Here is a 13,276-nt window from a genome sequence, read left to right as displayed (position 1 = left end):
CCGCGGCGGTGCGCTGCGCGGGCGGAGAAGCGAACGGAGCTGGACTGTGAGCGTCACCGCAGCGAAGGGGTTCACGGCGGCGGGTATCGCCGCCGGGATCAAGGAGAACGGCAATCCGGACCTGGCGCTGGTGGTCAACGAGGGGCCGCGTCGCGCCGCCGCCGGCGTCTTCACGTCGAACCGTGTCAAGGCCGCGCCGGTGCTGTGGTCCCAGCAGGTGCTGGGGACCGGGGAGCTGACGGCGGTGGTCCTCAACTCGGGTGGCGCCAACGCCTGTACGGGCCCGCAGGGTTTCCAGGACACACACGCGACGGCCGAGAAGGTCGCGGAGGTCCTGAGCGCGGGTGGCAGGGAGACCGGTGCCGGTGAGGTCGCCGTCGCCTCGACGGGTCTCATCGGGCTGCTGCTTCCGATGGACAGGGTCCTCGCGGGCGTGGAGAAGGCCGCGAAGGAGCTGTCGGAGCACGGCGGCGAGAAGGCGGCCATCGCGATCAAAACCACGGACACGGTCCACAAGACGTCCGTGGTGACGAGGGACGGCTGGACGGTCGGCGGCATGGCGAAGGGCGCGGGCATGCTCGCTCCGGGGCTGGCCACGATGCTCGTGGTGCTGACCACGGATGCCGATGTGCCGGCGGAGGGTCTCGACGCGGCGCTGCGCCGGGCCACGAAGGTCACCTTCGACCGGGTGGACTCGGACGGCTGCATGTCGACCAACGACACGGTGCTGCTCCTCGCCTCGGGTGCCTCGGGTGTCGCCCCGGCGGCGGAGGAGTTCGCCGAGGCGGTGCGGTCGGTCTGCGACGACCTGGCCCGCCAGCTGATCGGGGACGCCGAGGGCGCCAGCAAGGACATCCGGATCGAGGTGGTCAACGCGGCGACGGAGGACGACGCCGTGGAGGTGGGCCGGTCCATCGCCCGGAACAATCTCCTCAAGTGCGCGATCCACGGTGAGGACCCCAATTGGGGCCGGGTGCTGTCCGCCATCGGCACGACCCGGGCGGCGTTCGATCCGGATCGGCTCAACGTGGCGATCAACGGTGTCTGGGTGTGCAAGAACGGCTCGGTCGGCGAGGACCGCGATCTCGTCGACATGCGCTACCGCGAGGTCACGATCACGGCGGATCTGGCCTCCGGGCCGGAGTCGGCCGTCATCTGGGCCAACGACCTGACCGCCGACTACGTCCACGAGAACAGCGCGTACTCCTCATGACCGGTACCCGGAAGCACACCGCCCTGCCCAAGGCGCAGATCCTCATCGAGGCGCTGCCGTGGCTGACGCGGCACCACGGCAAGACCGTGGTCATCAAGTTCGGCGGCAACGCCATGATCGACGAGGATCTGAAGGCGGCTTTCGCCCAGGACGTGGTGTTCCTGCGCCATGCCGGCCTCAAGCCGGTGGTCGTGCACGGCGGCGGTCCGCAGATCAGCGCCGCGCTCGACCAGGCCGGCCTGGTCAGCGAGTTCAAGGCGGGGCTGCGGGTGACGACTCCCGAGGCGATGGACGTCGTTCGGATGGTCCTCGCCGGCCAGGTGCAGCGCGAGCTGGTCGGGCTCCTCAACCAGCACGGCCCGTTCGCCGTCGGGATGACCGGCGAGGACGCGCACACCATCACGGCCACCCGCCACATGCCGGTCATCGAGGGCGAGCAGGTCGACATCGGCCGGGTCGGTGAGATCACCGCCATCGAGACCGGCGCCATCGAGGCGCTCCTGGAGGACGGCCGGATCCCGGTCATCTCCTCCATCGCCCGTTCCCAGGACGACGGACATGTCTACAACGTCAATGCTGATACGGCGGCTGCGGCTCTCGCTGCGGCGCTGGGCGCCGAGACCCTGATGGTCCTGACGGACGTCGAGGGGCTCTACGAGGACTGGCCGAACAGCGACGAGGTCATCAGCCGGCTCACCGCGAGCCAGTTGGAGAAGCTGCTGCCGGAGCTGTCCAGCGGGATGGTCCCCAAGATGGAGGGCTGTCTGCACGCGGTGCGCAACGGGGTCACCACGGCCCGGGTGATCGACGGCCGGGTCCAGCACTCGATCCTGCTGGAGATCTTCACGGACGAGGGTATCGGCACCATGGTCGTGCCGGACGGACAGGGGGAGTCATGACCGACACGGAGCTGACCCGGCGGTGGCGGGGTTCGCTGATGGACAACTACGGCACGCCGCGGCTGTCCCTGGTCCGCGGCGAGGGTGCCAGGGTCTGGGACGCCGACGGCAGGGAGTACCTGGACCTCGTGGGCGGCATCGCCGTCAACGCCCTCGGGCACGCCCACCCGGCGGTCGTGGAGGCCGTGTCGCGCCAGATCGCGTCCCTCGGCCATGTCTCGAACCTCTTCGTCGCCGAGCCGCCCGTGGCGCTCGCCGAGCGGCTGCTCCAGCTGTTCGGCAGGCCGGGGCGGGTGTTCTTCTGCAACTCCGGGGCCGAGGCGAACGAGGCCGCGTTCAAGCTGGGCCGGCTGACCGGCCGGAGCCACATGGTCGCCACGACGGGAGGCTTCCACGGCCGGACGATGGGCTCGCTGGCCCTGACCGGCCAGCCCGGCAAGCAGACCCCGTTCCTGCCGCTGCCGGGCGATGTCACGCACGTCCCGTACGGGGATGTGGAGGCGCTTCGGGCCGCGGTGACCGAGGAGACGGCGTTCGTGATCATCGAGCCGATCCAGGGTGAGATCGGGGTCGCGGTCCCGCCGGCGGGCTATCTCCGGGCCGCCCGCGAGATCACCCGCGCCACCGGCACCCTGCTGGTCCTGGACGAGGTCCAGACGGGCGTCGGCCGGTGTGGCACCTGGTTCGAGTACCAGGCCCACGAGGGGGTCGACCCGGACGTGGTGACCCTCGCCAAGGGCCTCGGCGGCGGGTTGCCGCTCGGCGCCACGGTCGCCTTCGGCGAGGCGGCGGAGCTGTTCAAGCCCGGTCACCACGGCACGACGTTCGGCGGCAACCCGGTGGCCTGCGCCGCGGGGCTGGCGGTCCTGGACACCCTGGCCGGTGACGGGATCCTCGACGAGGTCAAGCGCCTCGGGGAGAAGCTCCGCGACGGAATCGAGGGTCTGGGCCACCCGCTGGTCTCCCACGTCCGCGGCGCGGGCCTCCTGCTGGGTATCGTGCTCACCGAGTCCCTCGCGCCCCAGGTGCAGCAGGCGGCTCAGGACGCCGGTCTCCTGGTGAACGCGCCCGCCCCCGATGTCGTCCGGCTCATGCCGGCGCTGATCATCACGGACGCGGAGGTGGACGCCTTCCTGGAGGCGCTTCCCGGCGTTCTCGACGAAGCGGTGCACGGGCAAGGACGAACCGGAGAATGAGACGACGATGACCGACGCGCAGGAAACCGAGCACGGCGGGCCGTCCGTTCCGCAGACCCGTACCGCACGCCACCGCAGGATCGTCGACATCCTCAACCGGCAACCGGTGCGCTCCCAGAGCCAGCTGGCCAAGCTCCTCGCGGACGACGGACTGAGCGTCACCCAGGCGACGCTCTCCCGCGACCTCGACGAACTCGGCGCGGTGAAGATCCGCAACACGGGCGGCGAGCTGATCTACGCGGTGCCCAGCGAGGGCGGTTTCCGTACCCCGCAGGCGCCGCTCGGGGAGTCCGCCAAGGAGGAGCGCATGCGGCGCCTCTCCGGCGAGCTGCTGATCTCCGCCGAGGCCTCCGCCAACCTGGTGGTGCTGCGGACCCCGCCGGGGGCGGCCCAGTTCCTCGCGTCGGCCATCGACCAGGCCGAACTCCACGCCATCCTCGGCACGATCGCGGGTGACGACACCCTGCTCCTGATCTCCCGCGACCCGGCCGGGGGCCAGGGGCTGGCCGACCACCTGCTGCGCCTGGCGCAGAAGGAGAGCTGACGGCGGGTCAGTAGCGGGTGATCGCCGTGGGGCCGCCCCGTGTGCCGATGGCGATGTGGGGGCGTCGCGCCGGATCGGCCCAGGCCAGGATCTGTCGCATCGCGTCCGCCGGTACGGACACGCAACCGGCGGTCGCGCCGCGGCCGTTGACGTGGAGGAAGATCCCGGCGCCCCTTCCGCGCACGGGGTGGCGGTAGTTGAAGCCGACGACCAGGGCGTGCGCGTACCGCTCGCCGTACGAGACGAGGTGCTCGGCCTCTTCGGCCCGGCAGTCGCGGGGCAGCCCCTCGACCCAACGGTTGTACGCGCGGGAGTCGTTGTCCTGGCACCACCAGGACCGGTCCGTGACGCGGGCGAAGCGGTAGGACGTCCCGGACGGCGGGGCCTCGATGCCGAACGCGTACGGAAGGCCGAACAGACCGGTCGGCGTCGTGCTCGTCCCCTGCCGGCGCCGTTCCGCCTCCACGAGCCCGTTGGCGCCGAACCTGGCGCTCGCGGAGCCCGTCCGCACCCACCGGCCGCCGCGCCGGTCCCACCAGGTGACGGTTCCGGTGGTGGACGCGGCGCCGGGCGCCTCGGCCGTGATCAGCTGCGACCCGCCGCCGGTGTCCGCCATCCGCTCGGGCAGCGGCGCGGACGACGCGACCCGGCCGGACGTCACGGCGCCGGAGACCGAGCCGGCCACGGGGGCGGGAGCGGGGACGGGGGCGGCGGCCAGGCAGAGTGCGACCGCGCCGACGGCGAGAAGGGTGCGCATGGCGCGACGCTAGGCGCGCCGGCCGCCCACCGCCACGCTACTGGGCCGGCTGGGGGAGCGGCGGCAGCGGGAGGGGCAGCCCGGGCAGCCCGTCGATGCTCGACGCGATGTGGTCCTTCTTCGCGAAGTACGCGCTCAGCGAGGCGTCGTCCTCGCGCGCGAACCGCTTCCCGTGCAGGTCGCGGTCTTCGTCGTACGCCATGAACGGCACCCCGTACCCGCAGCTGTCCCGGATCAGCTCGGCGGTGACCAGCACGATCGCGCGCAGGCCGTGCCGGGTGACGTCGATGTCCGGGAAGTGCGCCAGCAGCCCCTCCCACCGCGGGTCGTCACGGAACACGGGCTCGCCGCGCCCATGGACGCGCACGATGTTCGGCGGCCCCTGGAAGGCGCACCACATGAGGGTGATGCGGCCGTTCTCCCGCAGGTGCGCGACGGTCTCGGCGGTGCTGCCCGCGAAGTCGAGGTAGGCGACCGTCAGTTCGTCGATCACGGCGAAGGAGCCGGTCAGCCCTTTGGGGGAGAGGTTGACGGTGCCGTCGCCGTCGAGCGGAGCGGTCGCCGTGAAGAAGAGGGGCTGGGCCTCGATGAAGGCACGGAGTCGTCCGTCTATTCGCTCATGCGTTTTTCCCATACCGCCGATTCTCCCGCGTCAGGAGAGGCGGGGCGGCACCATCTCACCAGGTGGTGCCCTCGTGCCGCAGCACCGCGAGCGCGCCCGCCCGCAGTCTCGCGTCCGGGTCGCCGCTCAGCCGCCGCGCCGCCTCCAGGTACGCCTCCCCGCCCCGCGCGGCCAGCAGCCGGAAGGCTCCGGCCCGCACGTGCCGTGGCCGGTCCGCGGCCAGGCGCTCCGTCAGCTCCGCCGGGCACAGCCGGTGCGCCCACGGGACGAGCGCGCCCGCCGCCTCCCGTACGACGCCGGGCGCGGGGTCGTCGAGCAGCACCGTCAGCCGTGCCGGATCCACGGTCTCCAGGAGCCGCAGGCCGGCCACGGCGCGGGCGCGCACACCGTCGCGCGGGTGGCGGGTCAGCGGCCACAGCAGATCCGCGTCCTCCCGCGAACCGCACTCGGCGAGCCCGATCGGCGCGCCGGGCGCCACGTCCGGGCCCGCGCACAGCGCTCGGTAGAGGGGGGCGGCGTCGGTCCCGGCCTTCCGCAGCACGTAGCGTGCGCAGGCGCGCACCAGCGCGGACCGGTCCGTGAGGAAGGGCTCGGCCTCGTCGTGCCGCTCCGCGCGGCGCAAGGCCGTCACACCGGCCGATCGCACCCGCGGGTACGGGGACCGCAGCAGCGGGTGGAGGACGTCGTCGCCGGTGGTGACGTCGACCGCCGCGAGCACGCCGCTCGCGCAGAGGTCCTGGACGACCACGTCCTCGTCCGTGGCGGCGATCGAGGCCAGCCGAGCGGGGGAGAAGAGCCCGCGTTCGGCGGCGAGCCGGTGTCCGAGCCTTCGCACGGCCCGGTCGCCGCTCGCGAGGACGGCGTCGAGCGTGGATGCGGGGCCCGCTGCCAGGGCGGTCTCCATGAGGTCGAGGGCGACGTCCGCGCGCTGTCGGCCCGAGATCCGCAGGACGACGGCGGCCAGGGCCACGATCCCCTCGTGGCCGACGCCCGGCAGCGCGGCCCGCAGCAGGCTCCGCGCGTCCGCGCGGACCGGCTCCACCCAGTCCGCGCAACGGATCGCGATCAGGGGGAGCAGGGCGGGCAGCCCCTTGGCCCGCCGCAGGGCGGCCTGCCGTATCCGGCCGTCGGGGTGGCACAGGGCGAGGGCGACCTCGGTCTCGGGAGGCGCGGGGTGCACACGGCGGCGTGACAGGTCCACCGACGGCAGGGGCGCGTCCCACGCCCAGGTCACCCGGCGGGCGGGACGATCGATCGCCCACGCGAAGGAGGGGAGCTTCGACGGCCGGTACCCGGCCGCCTCCCGGACCGCGCGGTCGAGTCCGGTCCACTGGGCCGCGTCGAAGACGTCGATCGCCTCGGTGATCGGTGTTCCCTGCGCCAGTGCCACGGCGTGCTCGATGTCCCTGCTCGGCATGGGGGGAGCCTAGGCGTCGCCTCCGGTGCGCGCTCCCGATGTTCCGTCCTGAAATTGACAGAACATACGGAGGACCGCATAGTTATGCCTATCGCAACGTCAGGCCCTCCGCGAAGGCCGCCACCGGCGTGACCTCGCGCGACCCCCGGTCGTTCCACAGCCGCCTCCCCGGTCGTCCACCCACCCCGGGAAGGTGGTCGCACATCTCCACCCTTGCCCTGAGGAGCAGCAGCTGTGAGCAGCAACAACGGTGACGTCCGGCTCTGGGGCGGCCGCTTCGCCGACGGCCCCGCCGAGGCCCTCGCGAAGCTGTCCGCGTCGGTCCACTTCGACTGGCGGCTCGCGCCGTACGACATCGCCGGATCTCGTGCCCACGCGCGTGTGCTCCACAAGGCGGGCCTCCTCACCGAGGACGAGCTGACGCGGATGCTCGCCGGCCTCGACCGGCTGGAGGCGGACGTCGCCGACGGCTCGTTCGTCGGCACGATCGCCGACGAGGACGTGCACACGGCTCTGGAGCGCGGCCTGCTGGAGCGTCTCGGCGCCGATCTCGGCGGCAAGCTGCGCGCCGGACGGTCCCGCAACGACCAGGTCGCCACCCTCTTCCGGATGTATTTGCGCGACCACGCCCGGATCATCGGCGGCCTCATCGCCGACCTCCAGGACGCGCTCGTCGGCCTCGCGGAGGCCCACGCGGACGTGGCCATGCCGGGCCGGACCCACCTCCAGCACGCTCAGCCGGTGCTCTTCGCCCACCACGTCCTCGCCCACGTCCAGTCCCTCTCCCGGGACGCCGAGCGGCTGCGCCAGTGGGACACCCGCACGGCCGTCTCGCCGTACGGCTCCGGGGCCCTGGCCGGCTCCTCCCTCGGGCTCGACCCGGAGGCGGTCGCCAAGGACCTGGGCTTCGAGCGCGGTTCGGCCGGCAACTCCATCGACGGCACGGCCTCCCGTGACTTCGTCGCCGAGTTCGCCTTCATCACGGCGATGATCGGGGTGAACCTCTCCCGCATCGCGGAGGAGATCATCATCTGGAACACGAAGGAGTTCTCCTTCGTGACCCTGCACGACGCCTTCTCCACCGGCTCGTCGATCATGCCGCAGAAGAAGAACCCGGACATCGCCGAGCTGGCCCGGGGCAAGTCCGGACGCCTCATCGGCAACCTCACCGGACTCATGGCCACGCTCAAGGCGCTGCCGCTCGCCTACAACCGCGACCTCCAGGAGGACAAGGAGCCGGTCTTCGACTCCTGCGACCAGCTTGAGGTCCTGCTCCCGGCCTTCACCGGCATGATGGCGACGCTCACGGTCAACCGGGAGCGCATGGAGGAACTGGCGCCGGCCGGCTTCTCGCTCGCCACCGACATCGCCGAGTGGCTGGTCAGGCAGGGTGTGCCGTTCCGGGTGGCGCACGAGGTCGCCGGCGAGTGCGTCAAGGTCGCCGAGGCGGACGGCAAGGAGCTGGACGAGCTCACGGACGAGCAGTTCGCGAAGATCTCCCCGCACCTCACCCCCGAGGTGCGCGGCGTCCTCAACGTCCCCGGCGCCCTCGCCTCCCGCGACGGCCGCGGCGGCACCGCCCCGTCCGCGGTCGCCGCCCAGCTGGTGGAGGTCAAGGCGGACCTGGTGATCCAGCACGCCTGGGCCGCCGCGAGGAAGTAGCCCTCCCCGTCCCACGTCACAGCGCCGCCGCCCATTCCGCGAGCGCGTCGAAGTCCGGCCGGAGCAGCCCGAGCCGGGGGTCGACACGCAGCAACAGGGCGGCGGCGCTGCGATGGTGCTCCACGTACGCGTGGTCGTACGACGTGATGTCGTCGTCGACCCAGGCGAACGGCCGCCCCGCCGCGTACTCCAGGATGTACCGCGTCTTCCAGAAGGTCCCGCGAGGGGCCTTTCCGTGCATCGAGGGCCAGTCGACGAACGGCAGCTCAGGCAGCCCGAGTCGCGGCGCTATCCAGTGGTTCGCCTCGCCCTTCCAAGTCGTCGCCCACACCAGCTCGTACGCCTCGGCGAGGGCCCGCAGCTCGCCGCCGTGGGCGGGATCGAGCCACACCCGCAGCGGCTTCCTGCCGAGCCAGCCGCCCGGTCGCATCCGGTGCGTGGTGTACCCCTCCGGGCGGCGCTCGGGCTGGGCCGCATAGGGATTCAGCGGACCGTCCCCATCGAGCAGCAGCAACGGCTTCTTCATGGTCACAGCATTCCTGGCCGCCATGAGCGGAGGCGTCGATTTACCGAATGAGACACTGGCGTCTCATTCGGTGTATGGTTGTCTCATGTCAGTCGACCGCACCCAGGTGCTCCGCGCCGCCGCCGCCCTGCTCGCCCGGAAATCGACCGCCACCATGGACGAGGTCGCCCGGGCCGCCGGCATCGGCCGCGCCACCCTGCACCGGCACTTCGCCGGGCGGGACGCGCTGGTCAGAGCCCTCGAGGCGATGGGTCTCCGGGAGTTCGAGGCCGCGTGCGACGCCGCACGTCTCGACGAGGGCCCGGCCGACGAGGCGCTGCGGCGGCTCGTCGCCGCGACCGAGCCCAACGCGCAGCTGCTGGCGTTCCTCGTCACCGAGAACCAGCTCTTCGAGGGCGACGACGTCGACGAGGGCTGGGCCCGGCTCGACGCGAGGGTCAGCGCCCTCTTCCGGCGCGGCCAGGAGGAGGGCACCTTCCGGATCGACCTGAGCCCCGCCTGGCTCACCGAGGCCCTCTACGGGCTCGTCTCGGCCTGTGCCTGGTCCGTGATGGACGGACGGGTCGCGACCAACGACTTTCAGTACATGATCACCGAGCTGCTGCTCGGTGGCGCACGACGGAGCGTGGAGAAATGAGCAGGACCCAGCAGCTGAGCCCGACGACGGGGACGGAGGTGAAGAGCCCCGGCCGCTGGCTCGCGCTCTCGGTTCTCGTCCTGGCCGTCCTGCTGGTCGCCGTGGACGCCACCGTGCTCGGTCTGGCGACGCCCGCGCTCAGCGAGGACCTCGAGCCGTCCGGTACGCAGTTGCTGTGGATCGGCGACATCTACTCCTTCGTCATCGCCGGACTCCTGGTCTCCATGGGCTCCCTCGGAGACCGGATCGGCCGCAAGAGGCTGCTCCTGATCGGGGCGACCGCCTTCGGTGCCGTCTCCGTGCTCAACGCGTATGCCACCAGTCCCGAGATGATGATCGTCGCCCGCGCCCTCCTCGGCGTCGCCGGCGCGACGCTGATGCCGTCGACCCTGGCGCTCATCCGGAACATCTTCCACGACCCCAAGGAGCGCAGCCTCGCCATCGGCATCTGGGGCGCCACCGCCTCGGCCGGCGCGGCCGTCGGCCCGGTCGTCGGCGGTGCGCTGCTCCAGCACTTCTGGTGGGGCTCGGTCTTCCTCATCAACCTGCCGGTGATGGCCGCGCTGGTCCTCGTCGGCATCAAGCTGCTGCCCGAGTCCAGGAACCCGGTGGCCGGTCCCTGGGACCTTGCCAGCGTCGGCCTCTCCCTCGTCGGCGTCATCGGTGTCGTCTACGCCGTCAAGGAGGTCGCCTCGCACGGCCCGACGTGGGAGGCCGGCGCGGCCGCCGTCATCGGAGCCGTCGCCCTCCACGCCTTCGTCCGGCGCCAGTACGCGCTGACCGCGCCGCTGCTCGACATGCGGCTGTTCCGGCACCGGGGCTTCTCCGGCGCGGTCCTCGCCGACCTGCTCACCGTCTTCGGACTGTCCGGACTGGTCTTCTTCCTCTCCCAGTTCCTGCAACTCGTCCAGGGGCGCGACCCGCTGGAGGCCGGGCTGGCCGAACTGCCCGCCGCCGTCGGCGCCGTGGTCACCGGTCTGGTCGCGGGCCGGTACGCCCGGCGGTACTCGGTGCGCGGCGTCGTCGCCGGCGGCCTCGGCGCCATCGGCCTGGCGCTCGCGGTCATCACGCTGGTCCACAGGGAGACCGGATATCCGCTCCTCGGAGGGGCGCTGCTGGTCGTCGGCCTCGGCGCCGGCTTCTCCTTCACCGTCACCGCCGACGTGATCCTCTCCAGCGTCCCGAAGGAGCAGGCCGGTTCCGCCTCCGCCGTCTCCGAGACCGCGTACGAACTGGGCGCGGCGCTCGGCATCGCGCTCCTCGGCTCGATCGTGACCGGCGTGTACCAGGGCTTCGCGACGCCGGCCGGTGTGCCCGCGGCGACGGCCGCCGCCGCGCACGAGTCGCTCGGCGGCGCGGTGGAGGCATCCGCGGGCCTCGCCCCCGACACGGCGAGCGCCCTGGTCTCCGCGGCCCAGGTGGCCTTCGTCGACGGCCTGCGCATCGCGGCGGGCGTGGGAGCGACGGTCCTCCTCGCGACGGCGGTCGCGGCCTGGTTCCTCCTGCGGGGCCAGAAGCTGGAGGGCGGCGTCGAGCACTGACGCCACCCGGCGGCCCGAGGGCGCCGTGCCGCGCCCGGGTGTCTCTCGCGCTCCGGGCCCGGCCCGCGCCGGGGCCCCGGAAACGCGGCGGCGCCCCCGTACGGCCTTCGCCGTGCGGGGGCGCCGCTCGTCTCACACCGTGCGGACCGGCGTCACGCCGCCTTCGCCTTGGTGGCGTACATGTCCACGTACTCCTGGCCCGACAGGCGCATGACCTCGGCCATCACCGAGTCCGTCACCGCCCGCAGTACATAGCGGTCGCGGTCCATCCCCTCGTACCGCGAGAACTCCATCGGCTCGCCGAACCGGACCGTGACCCGCCCGGGACGCGGCAGCCCCGAGCCGCCCGGCTGGATCTTGTCCGTACCGATCATGGCGAACGGCACCACCGGCGCGCCCGTCATCAGGGTCAGGCGCGCGATGCCCGTACGGCCCCGGTACAGCCGGCCGTCGGGGGAGCGGGTGCCCTCCGGGTAGATCGAGAAGATCTTGCCCTCCTCCAGCACCCGACGCCCCGTCATCAGAGCCGCGACACCGCCGCGGCCCCCGTCACGGTCCACCGGGATCATGCCGACACTGGTGAAGAACCAGGCCATCAGCCGGCCCTTGAAGCCCTTGCCCGTGACGTACTCGTCCTTGCCGATGAAGAAGACCGGGCGGTCCGTGCAGATCGGCATGATCATCGAGTCGATGAACGTGAGGTGGTTGCCCGCCAGGATCACCGGACCCGTCCCGGGGATGTTCTCGACGCCCTCCACACGAGGACGGAACATCAGGCGCAGGATCGGTCCGAGCACTGCCTTGATGAGTGCGAGACGGGACAACGGTTCCTCCGGTGTCGGGACGGGTGGTCGGTGCAGGTCGCGACGATACTCGCGGGTCACCGCGGTGCGCACATCGGGTTCACGGACCGGATACGCAGTGTTGACGCGTGTTTCCGCCATGTTCGACCAGCATCTGCCGCAGGTAAGGGATGACTGCCTACGGTCGGGACCACGATTGACAGGTGCGGGACATCACACTGGAGGAGCCTTCATGACACAGGGAGCAGACCGGACCCCGGCACGGCGGACGGTCCTCGGAGCGGCCGGAGTGGCGGGAGCGGCCGTGCTGGGCGCCTCGGCGGTCCTGCCCGCCGGGACCGCGTACGCCGCCGCAACCGCGGACGCCGCCGGGGCCAGGGGCAGGGGTCACGGCTACCGCTCCCTTCCCGTCCCCACCGTCATCGCCCACCGCGGCGCCAGCGGCTACCGCCCCGAGCACACCCTGGGCTCCTACCAGTTCGCCCTCGACCTCGGCGCCCACGTGATCGAGCAGGACCTCGTCCCCACCAAGGACGGTCACCTCGTATGCCGTCACGAGAACGACATCACCGGGACGACCGACGTCGCCGACCACCCGGAGTTCGCCTCCCGCAGGACCACCAAGTCCGTCGACGGCACCTCCTTCACGGGCTGGTTCACCGAGGACTTCACGCTCGCCGAGCTGAAGACCCTGCGCGCCAAGGAGCGGATTCCGGGCACCCGTCAGGAGAACACCCTCTACGACGGCCGCTGGGAGATCCCCACCTTCGAGGAGGTGCTGCGCTGGGCCGAGCGGGAGGGGCGCCGCCGGGGCCGGCAGGTGTGGCTGCACGTCGAGACCAAGCACCCCTCCTACTTCCGCTCCCTCGGCCTCGGCCTGGAGGAGCGGCTCGCCAAGCTGCTGCGCCGGTACGGACGGCACCGTGCCGACTCGCCGGTCTTCCTCCAGTCCTTCGAGCCCAGCAGCGTCCAGCGGCTCGCCAAGCTGGTCGACTCCCCGCGCGTGGTCCTGCTCTCGGGCGCGAGCAGCCGCCCCTGGGACTTCGTCGCGGCGGGCGACCCCCGCACGGTCGCCGACCTCGTCACCCCGGAGGGCCTGCGCTGGATCTCCTCGTACGCCCAGGGCATCGGCCCCACCCTGGACCTGGTCATCCCGCGGGACGCCGGGGGCCGGCTGGGCACCCCGACCACCCTGGTGCGCGACGCCCACGCGCGCGGGCTGATCCTCCACCCGTACACCCAGCGCAACGAGAACGCCTTCCTGCCCGCGGACTTCCGCCGGGGCACGGACCCGAACGCCTACGGAGACGCCTTCGGCGCCCTGAAGGCGTATCTGGCGACGGGCATCGACGGCGTCTTCTCCGACAACCCGGACACGGCCCTCCTCGCCGCGGCGGACGTCACCGCGAGCTGACTCGCCGGTGGCGCCGCCCGGTCAGGCTCCGGGCCCCTGGCCGAC

General features: G+C 72.2%; 13 protein-coding genes. 8 read left to right on the top strand and 5 right to left on the bottom strand.

Annotated elements, in window-relative coordinates; all coding sequences use genetic code 11:
* Positions 1–46 precede the first annotated feature (46 nt).
* The 4 genes from argJ to AB0K65_RS23380 are packed head-to-tail and all read left to right on the top strand — an operon-like array spanning position 47 to position 3,852.
* On the top strand, positions 47–1,213 hold the full coding sequence (gene argJ / locus AB0K65_RS23395) for a bifunctional glutamate N-acetyltransferase/amino-acid acetyltransferase ArgJ (RefSeq protein ID WP_365719525.1): 1,167 nt from the start codon (positions 47–49) through the stop codon (positions 1,211–1,213).
* Positions 1,210–2,112, top strand: coding sequence for an acetylglutamate kinase (gene argB, locus AB0K65_RS23390; protein WP_365719523.1), 903 nt, complete (start codon positions 1,210–1,212; stop codon positions 2,110–2,112). Before argJ ends, argB begins: the two co-directional genes overlap by 4 nt.
* Positions 2,109–3,308 carry an acetylornithine transaminase gene (locus AB0K65_RS23385; RefSeq protein ID WP_365719522.1) on the top strand — a complete coding sequence of 400 codons (1,200 nt, stop codon included), beginning with the start codon at positions 2,109–2,111 and terminating at the stop codon, positions 3,306–3,308. Before argB ends, AB0K65_RS23385 begins: the two co-directional genes overlap by 4 nt.
* A gap of 7 nt (positions 3,309–3,315) precedes the next feature.
* Positions 3,316–3,852: an arginine repressor gene (locus tag AB0K65_RS23380; RefSeq protein ID WP_365719520.1), complete on the top strand. Its 537-nt coding sequence runs from the start codon at positions 3,316–3,318 to the stop codon at positions 3,850–3,852.
* Between the two features lie 7 nt (positions 3,853–3,859).
* On the opposite strand, the gene AB0K65_RS23375 is transcribed toward AB0K65_RS23380, so the two are convergent.
* The 3 genes from AB0K65_RS23375 to AB0K65_RS23365 are packed head-to-tail and all read right to left on the bottom strand — an operon-like array spanning position 3,860 to position 6,648.
* On the bottom strand, positions 3,860–4,609 hold the full coding sequence (locus AB0K65_RS23375; protein WP_365719518.1) for a L,D-transpeptidase family protein: 750 nt from the start codon (positions 4,607–4,609) through the stop codon (positions 3,860–3,862).
* 37 nt (positions 4,610–4,646) lie between these two features.
* The gene (locus tag AB0K65_RS23370; protein WP_365719516.1) at positions 4,647–5,243 is read right to left on the bottom strand and encodes a pyridoxamine 5'-phosphate oxidase family protein; all 597 of its coding nucleotides are present in this window, start codon (positions 5,241–5,243) and stop codon (positions 4,647–4,649) included.
* 43 nt (positions 5,244–5,286) lie between these two features.
* The gene (locus AB0K65_RS23365) at positions 5,287–6,648 is read right to left on the bottom strand and encodes a hypothetical protein (protein ID WP_365719514.1); all 1,362 of its coding nucleotides are present in this window, start codon (positions 6,646–6,648) and stop codon (positions 5,287–5,289) included.
* A 234-nt stretch (positions 6,649–6,882) separates the two neighbouring features.
* Between AB0K65_RS23365 and argH the strand changes: the two genes are divergently transcribed.
* Complete coding sequence (gene argH, locus AB0K65_RS23360; RefSeq protein WP_365719512.1) at positions 6,883–8,310, top strand: argininosuccinate lyase; 1,428 nt, start codon at positions 6,883–6,885, stop codon at positions 8,308–8,310.
* Positions 8,311–8,326: 16 nt separating this feature from the next.
* On the opposite strand, the gene AB0K65_RS23355 is transcribed toward argH, so the two are convergent.
* Positions 8,327–8,836: an HAD domain-containing protein gene (locus tag AB0K65_RS23355; RefSeq protein ID WP_365719510.1), complete on the bottom strand. Its 510-nt coding sequence runs from the start codon at positions 8,834–8,836 to the stop codon at positions 8,327–8,329.
* An 85-nt stretch (positions 8,837–8,921) separates the two neighbouring features.
* Between AB0K65_RS23355 and AB0K65_RS23350 the strand changes: the two genes are divergently transcribed.
* Both AB0K65_RS23350 and AB0K65_RS23345 read left to right on the top strand, forming a co-directional pair.
* Positions 8,922–9,473: a TetR family transcriptional regulator gene (locus AB0K65_RS23350; RefSeq protein ID WP_365719508.1), complete on the top strand. Its 552-nt coding sequence runs from the start codon at positions 8,922–8,924 to the stop codon at positions 9,471–9,473.
* The gene (locus AB0K65_RS23345; RefSeq protein ID WP_365719506.1) at positions 9,470–11,014 is read left to right on the top strand and encodes an MFS transporter; all 1,545 of its coding nucleotides are present in this window, start codon (positions 9,470–9,472) and stop codon (positions 11,012–11,014) included. The genes AB0K65_RS23350 and AB0K65_RS23345 overlap by 4 nt, the downstream gene beginning before the upstream one ends.
* Before the next feature lie 152 nt (positions 11,015–11,166).
* Here AB0K65_RS23345 and AB0K65_RS23340 read toward each other — a convergent pair whose 3' ends face one another.
* Entirely contained in the window at positions 11,167–11,838 is a 672-nt protein-coding gene (locus tag AB0K65_RS23340) for a lysophospholipid acyltransferase family protein (RefSeq protein WP_365719504.1), read from the bottom strand.
* 211 nt (positions 11,839–12,049) lie between these two features.
* Here AB0K65_RS23340 and AB0K65_RS23335 point away from each other — a divergent pair, with 211 nt between their 5' ends.
* Positions 12,050–13,231 (top strand): glycerophosphodiester phosphodiesterase, encoded by a 1,182-nt coding sequence (locus AB0K65_RS23335; protein WP_365719502.1) that lies wholly within the window; start codon positions 12,050–12,052, stop codon positions 13,229–13,231.
* Positions 13,232–13,276: the final 45 nt, after the last annotated feature.

The organism is Streptomyces sp. NPDC053755 (assembly GCF_040677675.1).
Lineage (GTDB): Bacteria > Actinomycetota > Actinomycetes > Streptomycetales > Streptomycetaceae > Streptomyces.
Note: the sequence above shows the minus strand (reverse complement) of the source record. Positions and strands in the feature narration are given on the sequence as shown.

What these genes read in the sequence shown, in the direction of transcription:
- argB (WP_365719523.1), top strand. Translation starts at nt 1,210, where the DNA reads ATGACCGGTACCCGGAAGCACACCGCCCTGCCCAAGGCGCAGATCCTC.
- AB0K65_RS23385 (WP_365719522.1), top strand. Translation starts at nt 2,109, where the DNA reads ATGACCGACACGGAGCTGACCCGGCGGTGGCGGGGTTCGCTGATGGAC.
- AB0K65_RS23380 (WP_365719520.1), top strand. Translation starts at nt 3,316, where the DNA reads ATGACCGACGCGCAGGAAACCGAGCACGGCGGGCCGTCCGTTCCGCAG.
- AB0K65_RS23375 (WP_365719518.1), bottom strand. Translation starts at nt 4,609, where the DNA reads ATGCGCACCCTTCTCGCCGTCGGCGCGGTCGCACTCTGCCTGGCCGCC.
- AB0K65_RS23370 (WP_365719516.1), bottom strand. Translation starts at nt 5,243, where the DNA reads ATGGGAAAAACGCATGAGCGAATAGACGGACGACTCCGTGCCTTCATC.
- AB0K65_RS23365 (WP_365719514.1), bottom strand. Translation starts at nt 6,648, where the DNA reads ATGCCGAGCAGGGACATCGAGCACGCCGTGGCACTGGCGCAGGGAACA.
- AB0K65_RS23355 (WP_365719510.1), bottom strand. Translation starts at nt 8,836, where the DNA reads ATGAAGAAGCCGTTGCTGCTGCTCGATGGGGACGGTCCGCTGAATCCC.
- AB0K65_RS23350 (WP_365719508.1), top strand. Translation starts at nt 8,922, where the DNA reads ATGTCAGTCGACCGCACCCAGGTGCTCCGCGCCGCCGCCGCCCTGCTC.
- AB0K65_RS23345 (WP_365719506.1), top strand. Translation starts at nt 9,470, where the DNA reads ATGAGCAGGACCCAGCAGCTGAGCCCGACGACGGGGACGGAGGTGAAG.
- AB0K65_RS23335 (WP_365719502.1), top strand. Translation starts at nt 12,050, where the DNA reads ATGACACAGGGAGCAGACCGGACCCCGGCACGGCGGACGGTCCTCGGA.